Annotated in this window: 15 protein-coding genes, 1 tRNA gene and 1 rRNA gene; 11 read left to right on the forward strand and 6 right to left on the reverse strand. The window is 34.8% G+C overall.

Annotation, left to right across the window (positions count from 1 at the left end; translation table 11 throughout):
• Nucleotides 1–590, reverse strand: a 16S ribosomal RNA gene (locus ACHRVX_RS06090); the annotation flags it as partial.
• A gap of 1,077 nt (nt 591–1,667) precedes the next feature.
• Here ACHRVX_RS06090 and ACHRVX_RS06095 point away from each other — a divergent pair.
• Both ACHRVX_RS06095 and ACHRVX_RS06100 read left to right on the forward strand, forming a co-directional pair.
• Nucleotides 1,668–1,931 carry a hypothetical protein gene (locus ACHRVX_RS06095; RefSeq protein ID WP_395330296.1) on the forward strand — a complete coding sequence of 88 codons (264 nt, stop codon included), beginning with the start codon at nt 1,668–1,670 and terminating at the stop codon, nt 1,929–1,931.
• 237 nt (nt 1,932–2,168) lie between these two features.
• Nucleotides 2,169–2,249 (forward strand): hypothetical protein, encoded by an 81-nt coding sequence (locus ACHRVX_RS06100; protein WP_395331618.1) that lies wholly within the window; start codon nt 2,169–2,171, stop codon nt 2,247–2,249.
• Between the two features lie 132 nt (nt 2,250–2,381).
• Here ACHRVX_RS06100 and ACHRVX_RS06105 read toward each other — a convergent pair.
• The 4 genes from ACHRVX_RS06105 to ACHRVX_RS06120 all read right to left on the reverse strand — a co-directional run bounded on the left by ACHRVX_RS06105 (nt 2,382) and on the right by ACHRVX_RS06120 (nt 6,369).
• Nucleotides 2,382–2,455, reverse strand: a tRNA-Ile gene (locus ACHRVX_RS06105).
• Nucleotides 2,456–2,602: 147 nt separating this feature from the next.
• Entirely contained in the window at nt 2,603–3,007 is a 405-nt protein-coding gene (gene mce, locus ACHRVX_RS06110) for a methylmalonyl-CoA epimerase (protein WP_395330298.1), read from the reverse strand.
• Between the two features lie 31 nt (nt 3,008–3,038).
• A complete protein-coding gene (locus ACHRVX_RS06115) occupies nt 3,039–5,405 on the reverse strand; it encodes a hypothetical protein (RefSeq protein WP_395330300.1) in 2,367 nt (788 codons plus the stop codon).
• Nucleotides 5,365–6,369: a hypothetical protein gene (locus ACHRVX_RS06120; protein ID WP_395330302.1), complete on the reverse strand. Its 1,005-nt coding sequence runs from the start codon at nt 6,367–6,369 to the stop codon at nt 5,365–5,367. The genes ACHRVX_RS06115 and ACHRVX_RS06120 overlap by 41 nt, the downstream gene beginning before the upstream one ends.
• A 171-nt stretch (nt 6,370–6,540) precedes the next feature.
• On the opposite strand from ACHRVX_RS06120, the gene ACHRVX_RS06125 reads away from it, so the two are divergent.
• Nucleotides 6,541–8,229 carry an Ig-like domain-containing protein gene (locus ACHRVX_RS06125; RefSeq protein WP_395330304.1) on the forward strand — a complete coding sequence of 563 codons (1,689 nt, stop codon included), beginning with the start codon at nt 6,541–6,543 and terminating at the stop codon, nt 8,227–8,229.
• Here the strand turns inward: ACHRVX_RS06125 and ACHRVX_RS06130 are convergent.
• Entirely contained in the window at nt 8,226–8,993 is a 768-nt protein-coding gene (locus ACHRVX_RS06130; protein ID WP_395330306.1) for a nitrilase family protein, read from the reverse strand. The two genes, ACHRVX_RS06125 and ACHRVX_RS06130, sit on opposite strands and share 4 nt — an antisense overlap.
• Nucleotides 8,994–9,225: 232 nt before the next feature.
• Between ACHRVX_RS06130 and ACHRVX_RS06135 the strand changes: the two genes are divergently transcribed.
• The 8 genes from ACHRVX_RS06135 to ACHRVX_RS06170 all read left to right on the forward strand — a co-directional run bounded on the left by ACHRVX_RS06135 (nt 9,226) and on the right by ACHRVX_RS06170 (nt 20,330).
• Entirely contained in the window at nt 9,226–12,381 is a 3,156-nt protein-coding gene (locus ACHRVX_RS06135; RefSeq protein ID WP_395330308.1) for a SusC/RagA family TonB-linked outer membrane protein, read from the forward strand.
• A gap of 34 nt (nt 12,382–12,415) precedes the next feature.
• A complete protein-coding gene (locus tag ACHRVX_RS06140) occupies nt 12,416–13,945 on the forward strand; it encodes a SusD/RagB family nutrient-binding outer membrane lipoprotein (RefSeq protein WP_395330310.1) in 1,530 nt (509 codons plus the stop codon).
• Between the two features lie 275 nt (nt 13,946–14,220).
• The gene (locus ACHRVX_RS06145; protein ID WP_395330312.1) at nt 14,221–15,540 is read left to right on the forward strand and encodes a GntP family permease; all 1,320 of its coding nucleotides are present in this window, start codon (nt 14,221–14,223) and stop codon (nt 15,538–15,540) included.
• A 4-nt stretch (nt 15,541–15,544) separates the two neighbouring features.
• Nucleotides 15,545–16,012 (forward strand): RidA family protein, encoded by a 468-nt coding sequence (locus ACHRVX_RS06150; protein ID WP_395330314.1) that lies wholly within the window; start codon nt 15,545–15,547, stop codon nt 16,010–16,012.
• Nucleotides 16,013–16,326: 314 nt separating this feature from the next.
• A complete protein-coding gene (locus ACHRVX_RS06155; protein ID WP_395330316.1) occupies nt 16,327–17,355 on the forward strand; it encodes a PfkB family carbohydrate kinase in 1,029 nt (342 codons plus the stop codon).
• Between the two features lie 9 nt (nt 17,356–17,364).
• Complete coding sequence (locus ACHRVX_RS06160; RefSeq protein WP_395330318.1) at nt 17,365–18,012, forward strand: aldolase; 648 nt, start codon at nt 17,365–17,367, stop codon at nt 18,010–18,012.
• A 4-nt stretch (nt 18,013–18,016) separates the two neighbouring features.
• The gene (locus ACHRVX_RS06165; RefSeq protein WP_395330320.1) at nt 18,017–19,132 is read left to right on the forward strand and encodes a D-TA family PLP-dependent enzyme; all 1,116 of its coding nucleotides are present in this window, start codon (nt 18,017–18,019) and stop codon (nt 19,130–19,132) included.
• Between the two features lie 127 nt (nt 19,133–19,259).
• Entirely contained in the window at nt 19,260–20,330 is a 1,071-nt protein-coding gene (locus tag ACHRVX_RS06170) for a dipeptidase (protein WP_395330323.1), read from the forward strand.
• Nucleotides 20,331–20,520: the final 190 nt, after the last annotated feature.

The raw sequence follows: 20,520 nt of genomic DNA on the forward strand, positions 1-20,520 counted from the left end.
ACTGACTTATTAAACCGCCTACGGACCCTTTAAACCCAATGATTCCGGATAACGCTTGGATCCTCCGTATTACCGCGGCTGCTGGCACGGAGTTAGCCGATCCTTATTCTTACGATACCGTCAAGCTCCTTCACGAAGGAGTGTTTCTTCTCGTATAAAAGCAGTTTACAATCCATAGGACCGTCATCCTGCACGCGGCATGGCTGGATCAGGCTTGCGCCCATTGTCCAATATTCCTCACTGCTGCCTCCCGTAGGAGTCTGGTCCGTGTCTCAGTACCAGTGTGGGGGATCTCCCTCTCAGGACCCCTACCCATCGTAGCCTTGGTAAGCCGTTACCTTACCAACTAGCTAATGGGACGCATGCTCATCTTTTACCGTTGTGACTTTAATTGCTGAATGATGCCATTCTGCAATGCTATGAGGTATTAATCCAAATTTCTCTGGGCTATCCCGCTGTAAAAGGTAGATTGCATACGCGTTACGCACCCGTGCGCCGGTCTCTCTACCCGAAGATAAATACCCCTCGACTTGCATGTGTTAAGCCTGCCGCTAGCGTTCATCCTGAGCCAGGATCAAACTCTTCATCGTATATTGTGTGCTTGATTGCTCAAGCTATTGTTATTCGAATCAGTCTCTATCGGTTCTTTTAAATCTCTCGATTATCTTACTCTTTATTCTTTTGTTTTAACATCTCTGCTAAAACGGCTGTCAATTCAATATGTCTACGAACGTGTTTCAATTTTTGTTTCGCTTGTTTCTCAAAGCGGGTGCAAAACTAGAAAAATTATTTCTAACTGGCAAATGTTTTTTGAAGTTTTTTTTAAGAAATTTTCTTTTCTTTTCACTTCTAAAACCTACCAATCTCTCAATGAACTTTCCGTGTTTTGCGGGGTGCAAATGTAACTTCTTCTTTCAAATCCCACAAGCTTTTTTAAATCTTTTTTGAAAATAAATTTTCTCCTTGATTTCGTTTGCTTGTCAGTATTTCAGGGAACGTCTGTCGCTCTTGCGGGTGCAAAAGTAGACCCTTTACTTACATTTACAAGACTTTTTATTCTATAATTTCAATGTTTTGCTAAACTTTTTCTTAACACTCTGATAACACAAAGCTTAGCTTTTCACCAATTTTGCTTTTCATAGGAATTTTCAGCATAGCAATCTGCTTTTCGCAATCTTATCCTTCTAAGATGTATCTGTTTTATGGACTTCGCAGATTTAAGTACTGTTATATGCTGACTCATAAAATTGATTTGACGATTCAACACTTTCTAAGCACATACATACTTTCCTACTCTCGCGCAAAATATTGAAAACCATTTATGCATAGGTGAAACCTTCGTTTCTAATGGTACGCTTATACTATTTATGACCAACAAATCAACAAAAGGCATAAATCTCCTATAGTGGCTATGGTTTGCAGAGAGAAGGGGCAGTTATAAAAACACCTCTTCAGCAAGAAACCTTTTTAAGAAATTACTTTAGACGTTGAATAGTTGCTAAAAGATGTTTTTCAAACGCAAAGCGCGTCGCAGATTGCATAGATCAAAAACTATTGTTTGGAGAAATATTAAATCTAGATATTTGAATTTCCAAATTGTTACCGAATACAAGATTCTTTTATCGATATGCTCAAGTTATTACTACCTGAGATAACAGTAGATTATTTTGAAGTTACTTCGTTATAAAAGACAAGGCAAAACCATACATCTGTATCCAAAGGAGATTAACTCAGAAGCACTGCAGGAAATCAGAATCAAATACCGATTGCAAGCCATAGATCTGGAAAATGAAACAATGGAAAACTCCAAGAAGTCAAATATAAATTTTGAATCTGCAATACCCCCTAACGAGACACTCTTAATCAATTACTTGCCAGGAGTCGATATTTCTTACAGAAAACTAACCCGAAATGGATTAAAAATCAATTAGAGCGCGTGAGGTTATTATTTGAATTATATCCAGATATTCAAAAGAATATAGTGTAATCCTAGAGCTTCACGGAATCTTCAAGAATACAAGGGATAAAATCATAGGCTTTGCCAAACTAGCCAAATGGTATAAAAAGATAAATCAATCTCAGCTTAAGTCTTTTGACACAATTTCCCGAACAATCATACATTATTATCAAATGATACCAATGCATCAGCAGAATCTTTCAACGGAAAAATAAAAGCGTCTAGATCTCAATTTAGAGGAGTCAGAAATATAGATTTTTTCTTATTCAGATCATCTAATCTTTTTGCTTAATCCCCAACTTTTGCACCTGATCCTTTTTCTCTCTCCACAGGTTTTCGTGATCCGTTTTGAGATTGATCAAAATAAATTTTTGTCATAAAACAAAAAAGCCTTTACATCACTGTAAAGGCTTAATTTAAACTGTGGTCCCACCTGGGCTCGAACCAGGGACCACCTGATTATGAGTCAGGTGCTCTAACCAGCTGAGCTATAGGACCGGTTTGAGGATGCAATATTACTACTATTTTTTATTCACTCCAAATATTTTGGGATATGATTTCTATTTAATTTCAATAGTAGTCGCTATATTCTCACAACATAATTGATTTTCAACATCTTATTTCAAATAAAAAAACTACATTTTTTTATCTAATTTCCTGACAAAGCTCCACTAAAACGCCATTTGTATTTTTTGGATGTAAAAAAACCACCAATTTATTATCAGCACCTTTCTTGGGAACATCGTTAATCAACACAAAACCTTCATTTTTTAAGCGATCAATCTCATCATGGATATCATCTACATCAAAAGCGATGTGATGAATTCCTTCTCCTTTTTTTTCTAAAAATTTTGCAATTGGACTTTCCGGATTTGTTGCCATCAAAAGTTCAATTTTATTGGTTCCTGTTTGAAAAAAAGAAGTAGAAACGCCTTCGCTTTCCACCTCTTCCATTTTATACGACGGAACGCCTAATAATTTTTCGAACAACAGATTGGCATCGTCCATGTTTTTAACTGCTATTCCTATATGTTCTATTTTATTTACCATGACATTTAAATTTAAAAGCAATTAATTATAACTACTGATTCACGTAAGTATTAAAATAACCACATTCAGCAATTACATCCTGATAATATTTAGTATCTGAATATTCTTTTTTCAGGGTTTTAAAACTGCTCCAGGCAATAAAATTGATTTTATCATCTTCGGCTTCCCACCAATTTTTTAGTCCGTTATACTTATTATTATAATATTCGTTACGCTCACATTTTGCCAGCATATAAATACATTTCGCTTTTTGTTCTTTTGTCGTCGCGGCTTCAAATGCTTTTTGATAATACATTTTAGGAACGTCACAATTAGTAATCATTTTTTTCATGGAATCCCTAAATGAGTAAGGATTTGAACCATATCCTACAATACTTATTTCATAAAAAGTTCTGCCGTTCCCAAAATGAGTTAAATTATAAAATGCATTCCCAAGCAATAAACTATTGGTATAAACATCTTCTTTTTGAGCCAGTTTATCCTGCATTGATTTTATGGTATTTAAAAAATCAAGCTGAGTATATTTCTTTTTTTGATACGCTGCATGATCGCAATCGTGACAATCTTTAATATTTCCGTTAAACGGATTTCCTAAAAAAGTATAATATTGAACCGAATCTGTTTGCTGAATAAAAGCAATTGCTTCCGGAATTTTATTTTTGAATGTCGACTGAACTGCCTGAAAATTATTAATATCTTTCAGTTTCAAGTTGTAAATCCCTGCTCCTAATTTCTCAATTTCGGTTTTATTTGGCTTAGCCAAAAATGCTTTCATATCTAACAAACTCTTTTCATTATCATAGAACGAGTTTCCGGCACCCCAATAATTTTCCGGCATTTCACCTCCAAACAATTCCACCATTACAGGATTTGATTTTGCACGATAAAGTGTCGCTAAATAATTCTTACTCCATGAAGCTGCATTTTGATAACGAAATTCCTGTCCTTTATATGTTTTTGGAAGTTCATTATACAACCAGTTCAAATCAGCTAAAACTGTTTTTTCGTTTTTATCCGTCAGCTTATCAATTTTACTCATATTATTTACAAAACGAAGCAATCGTAATTGATAATTTGCCAGTTCCGTTTTAGGCATTGTTTTTTCTGCTTTATTCAAATTATTGTCCGCAGCAGCATAATCACCTTTTAACGTTTGCAAATATCCTAATGAAATATCCCATAAATAGGGTTTTTCAGTATTTCCGGCAGCCGCAATTTTAGCTACCAGATCAAAAGCCTTAACGTTAATCTTAGCTTTATTGGCTTCTTTGTTTTCCGCAACAGTTTGTTTTACAGCCGGAGTTTTATAATCGTCCGGATTTGTTTTTGCTTCAAATGAACTATTTATCGCTTGTTCCTGATTATTAACCAAACGCGTTAGCAAATAATTTAAATGTTCACTTTTAGGATCTAATTCATAAATTTTACCTATTGCCTGAGTTTCGTCCTTATAAAATCCGTGAACTGCCCAAAGCGCCGCTTTTTCCTTATTATTTTTAGCTAATGCCAAAGATTTATTCCAGTCGGCATCATTTTGCGGATGAAAACTATACGCCGTAACAACCCTTAATTCGGGACATTTATCAAATACCTGAGCATATAAATAATTTGAAGTTGAATATTTTTTCTGCTTGTAATTTATTCCTGCGATGTAAGAAAGCGCACGATAATACAAAACATTTTTAGGCGCAGATGCTTCTGTTTTATTAAAAAATTCAATTGTTTTTTTCTTATTGCTGCTATAGAAATACGCTTTTGCAGTAAGAAACCAATATCTGTTTTTCAAAAATGAATCTGAAGTCGTATTGTAAACATTCTCAATGGACTGAATCATTTTTAAATCGTCAAAAGTTTTCGCCACAACAGGATCATAACTCCAATAATCGTCACCAATAGAAACGGTTTCTATTTTTTGCGCCAGATATAAAAACTCAATAAAGCTTTTTACTTTAGCATCTTTCAGACTAATTTTCTTTCCCCATTTTAATGAAGTTGGATTTTCCTTTTTGGTTTTAAAAAAAGTGTGAAGCTGCGTAATATCTGTTTTATTCTGGGCAGTTTTTTTGTCAGATGAATACATGTTGGTTTCTTCACCAATCAGGAAATAATTTACTGTAGCAGCATCTGCTTTCCCTTTTAAATAGCCTTCCCAATCTGATTTTATATCATCATTAAATCTTGAATTATGTTGTGTATCAAAACCAATTCCGTAAAAAATATCCCCTGATAAAAAAAGTGGCGAATAGGATTTATCTGTAAATGTTTCCGGAGTAAAATTAGAATTATACCCCATAAAGTCCCAATCATCGCCGCCGGCACAAGCATAAATTATTCCGTATACCGAAAGTAATGCAGCACTAGAAACAAGAAATAACTTGTTTAAAAATATTCTTTTCATAATTTTTAATATTGAATTCGTCTAAATCGTAAAATATAATTTCCCTTGGAGCATCAACCACATTCTCATCTAATTGTTCCGCCATTTCTTTTAAATCTTCTGAAGAAATTGCCTCTGTTTTGAGCAAATCATTTTCTTCATAAAAAACGCCGTTTTTGTAATTGGATTTTATAACCTTAAAAAATATTGGACTTATTGGTTTAAAATTAGCATCTTTTTTCAATTCGCTTACATTTAATTTTGAACGTAAACCTATCACTTTTTGATTCCTGATATGAACTGCCCAGGAATAAATGGGCAAAGCAAAATCAAGATGCAATGGATATTTTTTTAAGCTTTTAAGATATTTTTCTGAAATCTTTTTACTGTAAATTGAATTTAGCGAATCTGGCGCAATTGTTCCCATATTATAATACATCAAAACTCCGGAATCAACATTTGGGATTTTTGTTGTCTTGAAATATTTTACCTGATGCAACCGTATTGTTGCTGAAAGTTTTTTATTTGAAAGTTTTTTGAATTGCTCTATAAATTTAAGATAATTGTCTTTGCTTTTTAAAGTCCAGTCGCAATCAATTTGAATTTCCTGACAGCTAATTTTATTCTTAGCATTAATTTCTCCCACTAAACGAATTGTCTTTTGCGCCAGATCATCAATATCAAGATTTGACCTCAACATAACTTTGTTTTGGATAAAAACTACTGGAACAATATTAAAATTATTGGTATTTTCCTTAAAGTGAACAGGACTAACCGGAAATGGATCTTTGGTTACGGGATGCAAGCCTATATCAAAATATCGGATATAAAGTTTACTAACGTCATTATCCCGCAATACTTCTTTCTCGGCTGGAGATAATTTAAAGATGGTTTTCCAATAATAAAAAGCAACAATTGGCTTTTCGTTTTTACCACAGGAAATCAGTAAAAGAAATAGCAAACCAAAGAAATATCTTCTTATCAAAACCGGGGAAAATTAAATTTGAAATCAAAAGTAAGAAATTATATCCTGTTGATGATTTCAAATTCAAAAAAATAGCGCCGGACAAAAGCTATAAATCCTAATAAATGGATAAAAAATTTCAATTAAAGCAAATATAATCGTTATTTTGTGCAATCAAATTCAGAAACCGTTATGTTGAAAAACAACTTCAGATATATTTCCTTATTACTGGTATTTTTAATGTTGAGCTGCGCTAAAAGAGGGAGCATTACCGGCGGATTAAAAGATACTCTTGCTCCGGTTTTAAGATATAGTTCTCCTAAAAACATGAGCACTAATTTTACAGGAAACGAAATCATTTTAGGTTTTGATGAATATGTAAAACTTAAAAATCTAAACAAGCAGCTTATTATTTCACCGCCAATGAAACATGAGCCGGTGATTTTGCCTACGATCGCAAGTAAAGTTTTTACCATAAAAATAAAAGATACTTTACAGCCTAATACTACTTACAGCTTTAACTTCGGGCAAAGTATTGCAGATAATAATGAGGGAAATGCCATCAATCAATTCAAGTATATTTTTTCGACAGGATCATATATTGATTCGCTGTCAATTAACGGAATTGTTAGAGATGCGTATGAAAAAAACGTAGACAATTTTGTATCTGTAATGTTATATGAAGTAAATGATACTTTTAAAGATTCACTGATTTATAAACAAACCCCGAGATATATCACCAATACATTAGACAGTTTAAGAACTTTTAAATTAGAAAATTTAAAGGCGGGAAAATATTTATTAGTTGCCCTGAAAGACAAAGGCGGCAATAACAGATACAATCCAAAAGATGATAAAATAGGTTTTCTTAAACATTATATTACGGTTCCAAATGACAGCGTTTTTGAACTGGAATTATTTAAAGAAACACTTCCGCTTAAAGCGTTCAAACCAATTCAGGCTTCTGGAAACAGAGTTTATCTTCCTTATGAAGGGAAACAAAATTTTAAAACTTCGAAACCTAAAATTGTGCTTAAAAACAATAATGAAGTTTTAGAAACCGTTGTAACTGCTTTTCCTAAAAAAGATTCTTTGCAAGTTTGGTATAAACCAATAAAAGCCGATTCATTATCAATGGAAATCAGCAAGGATAAATATGATAAAAAGTTTACTTTTAAAGTTAAAGATCAAAAGAAAGACACCTTAAATATTACAGCATTACAAAGCGGAACTCTAAATTTCAGGGAAAGATTTACGCTGGAATCTTCAACGCCATTAGTGAAATTTGACAAATCAAAAATCAGATTAGTCAACAAAGATTCTGTTGCGGTAGATTATACAACAGAATATGATGAATTTGAGCAAAAATTATATCTTGATTTCAAAAAAGAGCCTGTTGAAAAGTACAACATTACTTTTTTCCCGGGCGCATTGACTGATTTTTACGAAAAATCAAACGATACTTTAATCTATAAATTAACGACAAAGGAATACTCTGATTACGGAAACCTGGTTTTGAATTTACAAAATGTAAAACGTTTTCCTATTATTGTTGAAGTAACGAACAAAAAAGGTGACGTTGTTTATGCAACTGATTATTCTGAAGGCAAAACTAAAATTGAGTTCAATTTAATGGTGCCTGAAAAATTTACTATTAGAATAATCTATGATGATAATAAGAACAAAATGTATGATTCAGGAGATTTTTTAAACAAAAAATATGCTGAGGAAGTCTTTTATTTTCAATCAGATGTTGACGTGCGAACGAATTGGGATGTAGATCAGGCAATTGATTTAAGCGTTCCTTTTAATCCGGAAGTAGAGAAAAAACAAGTCGACAAAAAGAAAAAAGAGGACGAGAAAAAGAGAAAAGCATTTTAGATTTTAATCTCAAAAGTATCTTTATCGCTTAAAAAATCGAGTTTTTTTCGAGTTTCTAACATTACATCTTTATCTAAATCTACTATAAAAGTCGCTTCGGTTTCCTGAGGTTCTAATATATAATTTCCTAAAAAGTCAACAGCTTGCGAATGTCCAATATGTTCAAAACTATTGGCGTCAAGACCTATTCTGTTTACCCCAACAACGTAGCTTAAATTCTCGATTGCTCTTGCTTTTAGTAAAGCATCCCAGGCGTTTGTTCTTACTTTTGGCCAATTTGCCACATATAAAAGCAAGTCATAGTTTTCTACATTTCTTGCAAAAACAGGAAATCTTAAGTCGTAACAAACCTGCAGGCAAATTTTCCAGCCCAGATAGTCTACGATTACTTTTTTATCTCCGCTGGTATAAAACTTATCTTCTCCGGCAAGTGAAAATAAATGACGTTTGTTGTAATACTGAATTTCACCTGACGGAAAAACAAAAAACATTCGGTTATAATATTGCTCTTTTTCAACAATAATCAAACTTCCCGTAATGGCGAAGTTTTTTTGTTTTGCGAGTGATTGCATCCACAACACAGTTTCACCTTGCATAGTTTCAGCAACCTGAGGTGCATTCATGGTAAATCCTGTTGAAAACATTTCCGGTAGTACGACCAAATTTACTCCAGAATCGATCTCGTTTATTTTCGATTCAAAGCTTTTTCTGTTTTTAGAAACGTCTTCCCAATATAGATCTGATTGTATAAGTGCTATTTTCATATTTCAAAAATACGAATTTTAAGATTAAAATTAATTTTTGCAAAAAAAACATTATCTGCAAAATTTTCTCAAAATACCGCTAAATATCACTACTCTTTTAGATATTAAAAATACTTCACGAGAAAATATTGCAAAAAATATGCGCTTATTGCAAAAAATATGCAAACATGTAGATTTAATTTTTATATTTGATCGCCAACAAAAACCAAAAAAACATGAAAACCAAACAATTATGAAAACAACGCTCATTTCATTAGTATTTATTGGGGGAATGATTTTCTCAGCAAATGCAAAAGAGGCTGCAATTAAAAAGCACCTTTTTGAACAAAAAAGCAATCAAATTGAGATTACCGGCCAAATTTTAGGTCAGGATGACGGAATGCCAATTGCCGGAGCTACCATTTATGCAGAAAGCAATAATAAAATAGCAACAATATCTGATGAAAACGGAAAATTCAAATTAGAAGTTCCGGAACACGAAAGTCATCTTGTTGTATCTTACATGGGTTACGAAACTTCAAAATTTCCGCTAATCCAGTCTTCAAACTTAACTATAAGATTAAAACCTGCCGAAAATGTTTTAGATCAGGTTTTAGTAACGGCATTAGGAGTTAAAAAAAGCAGTAAATCTGTCGCTTATGCAGTAACCGAGCTTAAAGGAACTGAATTTACTAAAGCCAAAGAAACGAATATCGCTAATGCCTTAGTGGGAAAAATTGCAGGTGTAAACGTGAGCAGTACCGCAACCGGACCTAACGGTTCGAGCAGGGTTGTAATTAGAGGAAATGGTTCGTTGAACGGAAATAACCAGCCGATGTATGTTGTAAATGATTTACCAATTGACAACACTCAACTTAACTTACCGGGAATTGGCAACGGAGCCGGATCCACAAGAATTAATGTAGATCGTGGTGACGGAACATCAGTAATTAATCCGGATGATATCAAAACAATTACGGTTTTAAAAGGTGGAACTGCCGCCGCATTATATGGCGCAAATGCCGCAAATGGTGTAATCCTGATTCAGACGAAAAGAGGATCTGCTCAAAAAGGAATTGGAGTGGACTACAATACTTCGTTTACTTTTGAAACGCCATCCATCATACCAGATTGGCAGTATGAATATGGTTCAGGAGCAAATGGAAAAAAACCAACAACTCAGGCTGAAGCTATTGCAGACGGACGCTGGTCGTGGGGAGCAAAAATGGACGGTACAAATGTTGTTCAGTTTGACGGAGTTGAAAGACCCTATGTTGCCCAAAAAAATAACATTAAAAACTTCTATAATACAGGAACAACATTTATTAACTCGATAGCTTTATCAGGCGGAAATGAAAAAGCAACCGGACGTCTTTCGTTTTCAAACATGGAAAATCAAGGTGTTGTGCCCAATACTGATTTTAACCGAAAAAGCGTCAATATGGCAAGCAATGTGAATTTAACAAACTGGTTGAAATTTGATGTTGTAGCACAATATAATTTAGAGAAATCAAATAACAGAGTTACCGTTTCTGATGCTGAAGCCAACCCAAACTGGGGAACGTACATGATCGCCAACACCGTTGACATTAGAAATCTTGCTCCGGGTTACGATGCAAATGGTGTTGAAGAAGCCTGGAATCCTGTTGCTGTAGCCACAAACCCTTATTTTGTAGTGAATAAAATCAAGAACAACGACACAAAAAACCGCTTTATAGGAATGTTGAATGTAAAAATGAATTTTACACCAAACTTATTTCTTCAAGGCCGAATTGGTCAGGATTTCACGGATTATGAGTTCTTTGGATACATCCCAAAAACAACTTTAAATAATCCTGTGGGATATGCACAAAGTTCCAGAATGAAAATTTCCAACCTGAATTCTGAGGCAATTCTTAATTATACAAAGAAAAACATTTATAATGATTTCTCTTTAAATGCATTAATTGGAGTAAACTCCCGTACTAATTTAAGAGACGAAACTAAAGTGGAAGGTTCTAATTTTGTGTTAGATGATTTTTATGCTTTAAGTAATTTATCGACACTTGCTTACAGTTATCCTTACGGAAAAACCAAAACAAATTCGGTTTACGGAGCAGCAGATTTTGATTATAAAAACATCGTATTTTTAAACGTAACTGGTCGTCAGGACTGGTTCTCTACACTTTCAAAAGAAAATAATACGGTATTTTATCCTTCGGTAGGAACCAGTATTATAGTATCAGATATTATAACAATGCCGGAATTTGTTTCCTTTGCCAAACTAAGAAGTTCATGGGCGCAAGTTGGTGGTGCAACGCCGGATCCTTATGCGTTGAACCAATCCTATTCGATGATTCAGGGCGGACATAATGGTCAGCAATTGCAAGGCCCAACAAGTTCAAGAGTTCCTAATGCGACTTTAAGTCCTTTGACTTCTACAACATTTGAAATTGGTACCGATTTAGGATTTTTCAATAATCGTTTGAATCTTGATTTTGCATATTACAACCGTGCTACTACAAATGATATTGTCGAAACTACAATCTCTAATGCTTCAGGAGCAAATACAGCCTTGTTGAATCTTGGAAAAATGAGAAACAAAGGTGTTGAAGTTTTATTGAGTGGAAAAATCATTAGTTCAGAAAATTTCTCCTGGGACGCAAGTTTCAACGGATCTTATAATGAAAACACCGTTGAAGCACTTACAGATCAGTTGAACTCGATCACAATGGCAACTTCGGTAAACGGATACGTAACAATTACAAGTGATGTTGGTCGCCCATACAGTATTATAAAGGGATACAAGCCTCGTGTAGATGCAAACGGAAATACTGTTTATAATGTAAGCGGCGGATCTGCAACAATCGCACAAGGACCTCTTCAGGAATTAGGTCAGGGAGTTCATCCATGGGCAGCCGGACTTAGCAACGAATTCAAATACAGAAACATTTCTTTCAGCTTTTTGATCGATGGCAAATTTGGAGGGAGTTTATATTCCGGAACAGATTTATACGGAACTCGTATGGGATTGACAAAACTAACACTTGAAGGCCGTGAAAATGGCTTACCGATAAAAGGTGTGGACACAAACGGAAATCCGGTTGATATGGTAATTGCTCCGGAAAACCTTAGAACATATTATGATGGACTAAGAAACATTTCATCAACATTTGTTTACGATGCAAGTTTCGTAAAACTGAGACAAGTAATTCTGGGTTATGATTTACCAATTGAAAAAATAAAAGGATTATCAAAACTTCAGGGAGCTTCGGTTTCATTTGTAGCAAGAAACTTATTTATTCTTTATAAGAAAACACCAAACGTAGATCCTGAATCTGTATTTAGCGCAGGAAATGCTCAGGGTGTAGAACAATTTGGAGTGCCAAAAACCAGAAGTTTCGGTTTAAGTTTAAATGTCAAATTTTAAACTCACTTTATTGCAAATTTTTAAATTAAAAGACATGAAAAAGTTAACCATATTATATATCTCAGGTATACTTTTAGGAAGTATGACAGCCTGTACCAAAGATTTTGAAGAAATCAATACCAACCCAAATGTTGTTGAAAAACCAAATGCAAACTTTATTTTCAGCAAAGCGCAATTAGACGGTTTGAATAATAATTATTTTGCCACCAATATATTGGAATGTGGCGGAATGATTCAGCATTATGCGACTTACAAAGAAGCTTCAGGAGCCGGAGATAAGTATTTGAGTAATGAAGTCTATTATTCTGCTTATTTCAACCAGGTATATCCAACTGCATTAAATGAAACCGAAATTGTAATCAATACTGTAAAAGATTCTCCAACCGATAGTAATAAACTGAATATTGCAAGAATCTGGAAAGCGTATTTATATCATAGAGTGACTGATTTATACGGAGATATTCCATATTCTGAAGCTGCAAAAGCAAATAGCGCACAAGTATTCCTTCCTAAATATGATACTCAGGAATTCATTTACAAAGATTTATTAAAAGAACTGGACGAAGCCGCAACTGCCTTAGATCCTGCAAAAGCAAGTTTTGGCAAAGCCGATTTTATCTATGACGGAGATGTTGCAAAATGGAAGAAATTCTCTTATTCCTTAATGCTTCGATTAGGATTAAGATTAAGTAAAGTTGATCCTGCTTTATCAAAAACATGGGTTACAAAAGCAATTGCCGGCGGCGTAATTTTAAATACTGCCGATAATGCAATTATGAAATATACAGATGGACCAAATGACATTAACAGAAACCCCGTTGGTTTTGATTCCAGAAAGCAGGATTTCACCGCTGGATCTTTTGGTCAGAAAAATGTTGAAGGTGGAAAATTAGGTAAAACTTTCATCGATTTATTAAAAGCAACAGCCGACCCAAGAATTAGTGTTTACGCCGGAGTTTGGCAGGGTACCTCTCAAAATACAACGCTTGCCATACAAAAAGGTTTTCCTAACGGAACTAAAATTGCGCCAACAGCTGCTGAACAAGGAACTTATTCTGAACCAAATCAAAATACCGTTTTTAAATATGATGCACCACTTGTATTGATAAGCAACGCCGAAACGAATTTATATTTAGCCGAAGCCGCAGCAAGAGGATGGTACACAAATGAAACCGATAAAGATTTGTATGAAAAAGGTATAAAAGCATCTTTCTTAAACATGGGAATCTATGGAGTGTCTTATACAATTACAGATGCAACTGCTTATTTAACCCTAAATCCGTTTAATGCAACAGCTTCATTTGAAGTAAAAATGAACCAGATTCACACACAAATTTACATTGCCTTATTTGTAGATGAGCAAGAAGTTTATGCGAACTGGAGACGAACAGGATATCCTGTTTTAATTCCTGTAAACTTTCCCGGAAATGTTACAAACGGCACAATTCCAAGACGTTTCAAATATCCAACCAGCGAATATTCAGTGAATTCAGCTAACTTAGCTGAAGCGATAAAACGTCAGGGAGAAGATAATTTTACAACAAGAATTTGGTGGGATAAATAATAAAATTGGTTATAAAAAAAGTGTAATCCCTACGGGATATCTGTAGGGTGCGACTTTGGTTAATTCTACCAATATTTAACTCCTAACGGAGTAATAAAATATCTCGGAGAGATTACATATTGCTAGAAATCAATTTATTTGTGCCATTTTTTGTCCCGTAGGGACTACTTCTACCAATATTTAACTCCTAACGGAGTAATAAAAAATATCTCGGAGAGATTACATATTGGTAGAATATAGGTTTCAAGATTTTTAATTTTTAATTAAAAAAATAAATGAGCATTTTAATTCTTACGGCATGCATTGCATTTTTAATCGTTCAAATTGCGTGGTTTAAAATCAATCCGTTTATTGCCTTTATCATAACGGCTTTATTAGCAGGTCTTTTTTTAGGCCTGCCAATAAACACTTTGTCACAAACCGTTCAAAAAGGTTTGGGCGAAATGTTAGGATCTATTACTCTGATTATTGTTTTCGGGACCTGTATTGGTAAACTTACCGTTTCGTCAGGCGCTGCAAATGTTATCGCCAGGACAGTTATGGGATGGACGGGCAAAAAATACGTTCGTCTTGGCTTAATGATTACCGGATTTATTGTTGGGATACCGCTATTTTATAGTGTTGGATTTGTTTTGTTAGTTCCATTAATCTTTTCAGTCGCCCATCAATTTAAGCTTTCAAAAGTATATTTGGGAATCCCAATGCTGGCGTCACTTTCAGTTGCACACGGTTTTTTGCCGCCACATCCGTCTCCAATGGCTTTAAGTAGTATTTTAAATGCTGATATCGGACTTGTTTTAGTCTACGGAATCATCATTGCTGTTCCAACTATTTTTATTGCAGGATTGTTATTTTCGAATTTATTAAAAAACATCAAAACCGAATCGGATCATGAGATTCTAAATGTCGAAGAAGTTGTCAACGAAGGCAAACTTCCCAGTTTTTCACTGAGTTTATTTTCTGCTTTATTTCCGGTTTTCGGGTTAACGCTGACTTCTATATTACCCATGATTTCTAAAAATGAAACTCTGGTTAATATCTGCAAAACAGTCGGAGAGCCAAGTATGATTATGCTGATTTCTTTATTGATTTGCACCTACACGTTAGGAATCAGAATGAACCGAAGCATCACATCAGTAATGGATGATTATGCGGTTGCGATAAAAGATGTGGCTTTGATTGTTCTGATTGTTGGTGGAGCCGGAGGTTTAAAAGAAGTTATGATCGTGAGCGGCGTAAACGAAACTATCGTAGCTACTTTAACACAAATAAACATTCATCCGTATTTATTGGCATGGATAATGGCGGCAATCATACGCGTTTGTGTTGGGTCTGCAACAGCGGCAGGATTAATGACTGCCAGCGTTTTACTGCCTTTACTACAAACTACCGGACTTGATCCTAACTTATTGGTTTTATCCGTAGGAGCCGGAAGTTTAATGTGCTCACACGTAAACGACCCAAGCTTTTGGATGTTCAAAGAATATTTCAATATCAGCCTAAAAGATACTTTCAAATCATGGACAGTCATGGAATCTCTAGTATCTGTTTTAGGAATCATTTTCGTTTTTATTTTAAACTCTATAATACATTAATATCATGAATTTATTACCACAAGAAAAATTTGACACTCTTGGTTTGTCTCTTCCACCGGCGCCTCAGCCGCTTGGTATATACAAACCTTATTTAGTTGATGGTAAATATTTATACCTTTCAGGTCACGGGCCTGTTAATGATGATAAATCTTTAATCATTGGCCGAATTGGCGATGACATGGATATCGAAGATGGAAAATTAGCGGCAAGACAAGTTGGCTTAACAATGCTTTCTACAATCGTAACCAATTTTGGAAGCCTCAACAAAGTAAAACGTGTTATAAAAGTTCTTGGAATGGTCAATTGCAATGGCGATTTCCTTAGACATCCATATGTTATAAACGGCTGTAGTGAATTGTTCGCCGAAGTTTGGGGACAGGAAAATGGAATTGGCGTAAGAAGCGCCGTAGGAATGGGATCTTTACCGGATAATATTCCTGTTGAAGTTGAAGCAGTTTTCGAATTATATTAAAAAGATTTTTTCAACCACAAATTACGCAAATTTTCACAAATCAGTACGTGAAAATTAATTTGTGGAAATTTGTGGAATTTGCGGTTAGAACTAATCTGTAGCAAAAAAATTTAAACACATAGAAACATAGATTTTATTGTAACCTATCTAGAGAACATTTTAAAAAGCTCGCTTTCACACATAGCTATGTGTATTAATGCAAGTGAAACGCCTACTATGCGGTTACAAAAACTATGTTTCTATGTGTTAAAACAATTAAGCGTTACGTTTATAAATCTATTGAATCTATAAATCTGCAGCAAAAAACAAAAAATATGAATACAACATCACAAACTAGAATTGCAACTTTTGGAGAATTATTACTCCGGATGAATGTTGCAGATGGAAACCGATTTACGCAGGCCAATGAAATAAAAATTCACATTGGCGGTGCAGAAGCAAATGTTTGTGTTTTACTTTCTCAGCTCGGGATCCAAACCGATTATATTACGAGATTACCCGAAAATGATTTGGCACAATTGGCACTAAACGAACTTCAGAAATACAAAGTCAATACTTCAAAATGTGTTTATGGCGGTGAACGTTTGGGATTGTATTTTGTCGAAGCCGGAAATCAAATCAGACAATCGCAGGTTATTTATGACCGAAGCAATTCCTCTTTCGCCACAATTCAAAAAAATCAGATTAACTGGGATTTGGCTTTCGCCGATGTTACGCATTTTCACTGGTCAGGAATAAGTCCGGGAGTTTCTGAAGAAGCAGGTTTAGCTTGTAAAGAAGGAATTCTTTCAGCGCATAAAAAAGGAATTCCGATTTCTTCTGATTTTAATTTTCGATCAAAATTATGGGAATACGGAAAACATCCTTCTGAAATTATGCCCGATTTGCTTCAATACAGCACAATCACAGTTGCTGATCTTGATGCGATTGAAATTTATTTCGGAATAAAAACTGATCCTACAGCATCGGATGAAAATCGTTTTCAGCAAACATTTGAATTATTAAAAGTAAAAATGCCATTTCTAAAAACCTTAGCAATGAGTTTTAGAAAATCAGATGGTCCGGCACATTTATATAAAGGATTACTGATTCATGAAGGCAATTTCTACCAGACACAAGAACACAAAATACATGTTGTAACAGACCAAATTGGTTCCGGAGACGCTTTCAATGCAGGATTATTATACGGATTATCGAATAAATTATCGGGACAAGAATGCATCGAATGGGCAACGGCCTGCGGCGTAATCAAACAAAGTATTCACGGAGATTTTGCCATAACAAATCTCGACGAAATAAGTCATTTTATTAAAAATGGCTCAAGTAATAGAATTAACAGATAAATAAAGAATATGTACAGCATTTTAAAAGCACAAGGCGTACTTCCGTTAGTCACACAAATCAATATTGAAACAGCCCAGATTGTATTACAATCGGCTGCTGATGCTGGCATAAAAATTATCGAGTTTGCTGCTCGTGCAGATAATGCTAAAGAAGTTTTCACTCAAATGATCGCCTTTAAAAAAGCGAATAATTTAGATGTAAAAATAGCTGTTGGATCTATTTTAAGTGTTGATGATGCTGCAACCTTTCATCAATTAGGTGCAGATTGTATCGTTTGTCCTCACACTGATTTGGAAATTGGAAATTACTGTTTTAAAAACAATATTTACTGGATTCCCGGAGCTGCAACGTTAAATGAAGTACTTCATGCCAATAAACTAGGTGCCGAAATTGTAAAACTTTTTCCTGCAGATAAAATTGGCGGTCCCGGATATGTAAAAGCGATAAGAGCGCCTTTCCCAAATTTGAAAATTATGCCAACCGGAGGTGTGACTTTAGAAGAAAGCAATTTAAAATCATGGTTCAAATCCGGAGTGGTTTGTGTGGGAATTGGTTCTAATTTATTTTCGAAAGAAATGCTTTTGAACTTAAATTATGAGCAATCGCTTCAGGCTTTTCAGAATTTAATTGAAGTTGTAGAAAAAACCAGAAACTAAAATTATGCAAGACAATTGGTGGAAAATTAATTCCGAAATCCGCATTGATACGCCATTTTTAGCTGTTTACGAAGATCGTATTCAGGCAAATATTGAGCGCTTGATTGAATCTGTAAAAGGCGAAACTCAAAAATTAAGACCCCACATCAAGACACATAAAATTGGTGAGATTCTGGATTTGTTTAAAACCTACAACATCAATAAAATAAAATGCGCGACAATTGCCGAAGCAGAATTGGCTGCTCTACACGAAATTCAGGATGTACTTCTCGCCTATCAGCCTGTTGGTGCTAAAAAAGAAAGATGGATTGCATTGATTCAAAAATATCCCAATACTGCTTTCTCGACTATTATTGACAATTTTGATTCGGCAAAAGCTCTGAATGAAATTGCCGAGAAAAATGATTTGAAACTTACTGTTTATTTAGATTTAAATACAGGAATGAACCGAACAGGAATTTCAACTTCTGAAAATTGGAGTGCGCTAATAATTGCAATTACGCATCTCAAAAATCTTCATTTTGCCGGCATTCATATTTATGACGGACATTTAAAAGGTGATTTAGAACACCGCGTTTCTACAGCTTCCAACTTCTTTTTTACTATAAAAGAAAAACTAGAAGCACTTGAACAAAATTTAGATTATAAACTAAAAATTGTCGCCGGAGGTTCTAACACATTTCCGTTTTACTCCTCTGAAGAAAATGTAGAATGCAGTCCCGGAACTTTTGTTTTTTGGGATTCAAATTATCAAATTCATTTACCGGAACAAAATTTTGAGCCGGCGTTAGTTATTGTTGGAACCATAATTTCAAAACCAACGCCTTCAACATTTTGTATTGATATTGGATACAAAGCTGTAGCTTCTGAAAGTCCTATTGACAAAAGATTAGTGATTCTAAATGATGAAAATCTAATACCAACAGCTCATTCAGAAGAACATTTGATTATAGAAAATAAAGGAAAAAACGAGTATGCTATTGGCGACAAAATTTATGCAATTCCTTATCATGTTTGCCCAACATGCGCCCTATATGATTCGGTTCAGGTTATAAATCATGAACATCAAATTTGCGATGAATGGCAAGTCATTGCCCGCAGCAGAAAAATTAATATCTAGCAGCAGAAAAAAGGAGAATAAAGAAAAAAGAAAAGAAAATAGAGCGAAGAAAAAGAGAACAGACCTCATAATAACACTTGTAAAGAGCCTCTGAGCCTTTTGACCTTTGTACCTTAAAAAAAATACTATGTTTATAATAGACGCCCATTTAGACCTGAGCATGAATGCGATGGAATGGAATAGAGATTTAAGAAATGACGTTCCCACTTTGCGCCGTCTCGAAAAAGGAATGACGGACAAACCGGATCGAGAACGCGCCACAGTTTCATTTCCTGATTTACGACGCGGCAATATCGGAATTGTTGTTGCTACTCAAATTGCACGATTTGTAAAGCCGGACAGTATTATTCCGGGTTGGAATTCTCCTGAACAAGCCTGGGCACAAACCCAGGGACAACTGGCGTGGTACAAAGCCATGGAAGAAGCCGGAGAAATTACAGCAATTACCGATAAAAAATCGCTTCAAAAACAAATTGATTTATGGAATGACGGAACGCCAAACGATAAAAAACCTATTGGATATATTTTAAGTTTAGAAGGTGCTGATTCTATTATTGATGTTTCATATTTAGAAAAAGCGCACCATTACGGATTGCGCGCCATTGGTCCTGCGCATTACGGGCCGGGACGTTACGCAAACGGAACAGATGCAACAGGAAAAATGAATCAAAACGGTCTTGATTTATTAAAAGAAATGGAACGTTTGAATATCATTCTGGACGCAACACATTTGTGTGATGATGCTTTCTGGCAGGCTTTAGATCATTATAACGGTCCAGTTTGGGCAAGTCATAACAATTGCAGAAGTCTGGTAGATCACAACCGTCAATATAGCGATGAAATGATTCAGGCATTAATTTCAAGAGGAGCCGTTATTGGCGGTGCTTTAGATGCATGGATGTTAGTCCCGAATTGGGAAAGAGGCGTTTCGACGCCAAAAGGTACGAATTGCAATCTTGAAAGTGTTTTCAAACACATGGATCACATTTGCCAATTGGCCGGAAATGCCAATCATATTGGTATTGGTTCTGATCTTGACGGCGCTTTTGGCACAGAACAAGGTCCGTATGATTTAGATACGATTGCTGATTTACAAAAACTGGTTTTAATTTTTAAAGACAAAGGCTATTCTGATGACGATTTAGATAAAATCTTTCACCAGAACTGGATTAATTTTTTAATGAAAAATTGGGATTAGATACTATGATAGTACGCCAAGAATATTAAACTTGATTTTTCGCCACGAATTTCTCGAATTTTCTCGAATTTCTATTTTGAGACTGCTCAAAAACTAACCGCAAATTTCACAGATTTACACAAATTTTTAATCTGTACAATAAAAATAATTCGCGGTAATTCGAGAAATTCGTGGCAACCTTTTTTATATT

The sequence above is a fragment of the Flavobacterium sp. FlaQc-47 genome (assembly GCF_044006475.1).
In the GTDB taxonomy this organism is placed as follows: Bacteria; Bacteroidota; Bacteroidia; order Flavobacteriales; family Flavobacteriaceae; genus Flavobacterium.

Bases quoted from the DNA above. Each gene is read 5' to 3' on its own strand.
- mce (WP_395330298.1), bottom strand. From the start codon at position 3,007: ATGGTAAATAAAATAGAACATATAGGAATAGCAGTTAAAAACATGGAC.
- ACHRVX_RS06115 (WP_395330300.1), bottom strand. From the start codon at position 5,405: ATGAAAAGAATATTTTTAAACAAGTTATTTCTTGTTTCTAGTGCTGCA.
- ACHRVX_RS06125 (WP_395330304.1), top strand. From the start codon at position 6,541: ATGTTGAAAAACAACTTCAGATATATTTCCTTATTACTGGTATTTTTA.
- ACHRVX_RS06130 (WP_395330306.1), bottom strand. From the start codon at position 8,993: ATGAAAATAGCACTTATACAATCAGATCTATATTGGGAAGACGTTTCT.
- ACHRVX_RS06135 (WP_395330308.1), top strand. From the start codon at position 9,226: ATGAAAACAACGCTCATTTCATTAGTATTTATTGGGGGAATGATTTTC.
- ACHRVX_RS06140 (WP_395330310.1), top strand. From the start codon at position 12,416: ATGAAAAAGTTAACCATATTATATATCTCAGGTATACTTTTAGGAAGT.
- ACHRVX_RS06145 (WP_395330312.1), top strand. From the start codon at position 14,221: ATGAGCATTTTAATTCTTACGGCATGCATTGCATTTTTAATCGTTCAA.
- ACHRVX_RS06150 (WP_395330314.1), top strand. From the start codon at position 15,545: ATGAATTTATTACCACAAGAAAAATTTGACACTCTTGGTTTGTCTCTT.
- ACHRVX_RS06155 (WP_395330316.1), top strand. From the start codon at position 16,327: ATGAATACAACATCACAAACTAGAATTGCAACTTTTGGAGAATTATTA.
- ACHRVX_RS06160 (WP_395330318.1), top strand. From the start codon at position 17,365: ATGTACAGCATTTTAAAAGCACAAGGCGTACTTCCGTTAGTCACACAA.
- ACHRVX_RS06165 (WP_395330320.1), top strand. From the start codon at position 18,017: ATGCAAGACAATTGGTGGAAAATTAATTCCGAAATCCGCATTGATACG.
- ACHRVX_RS06170 (WP_395330323.1), top strand. From the start codon at position 19,260: ATGTTTATAATAGACGCCCATTTAGACCTGAGCATGAATGCGATGGAA.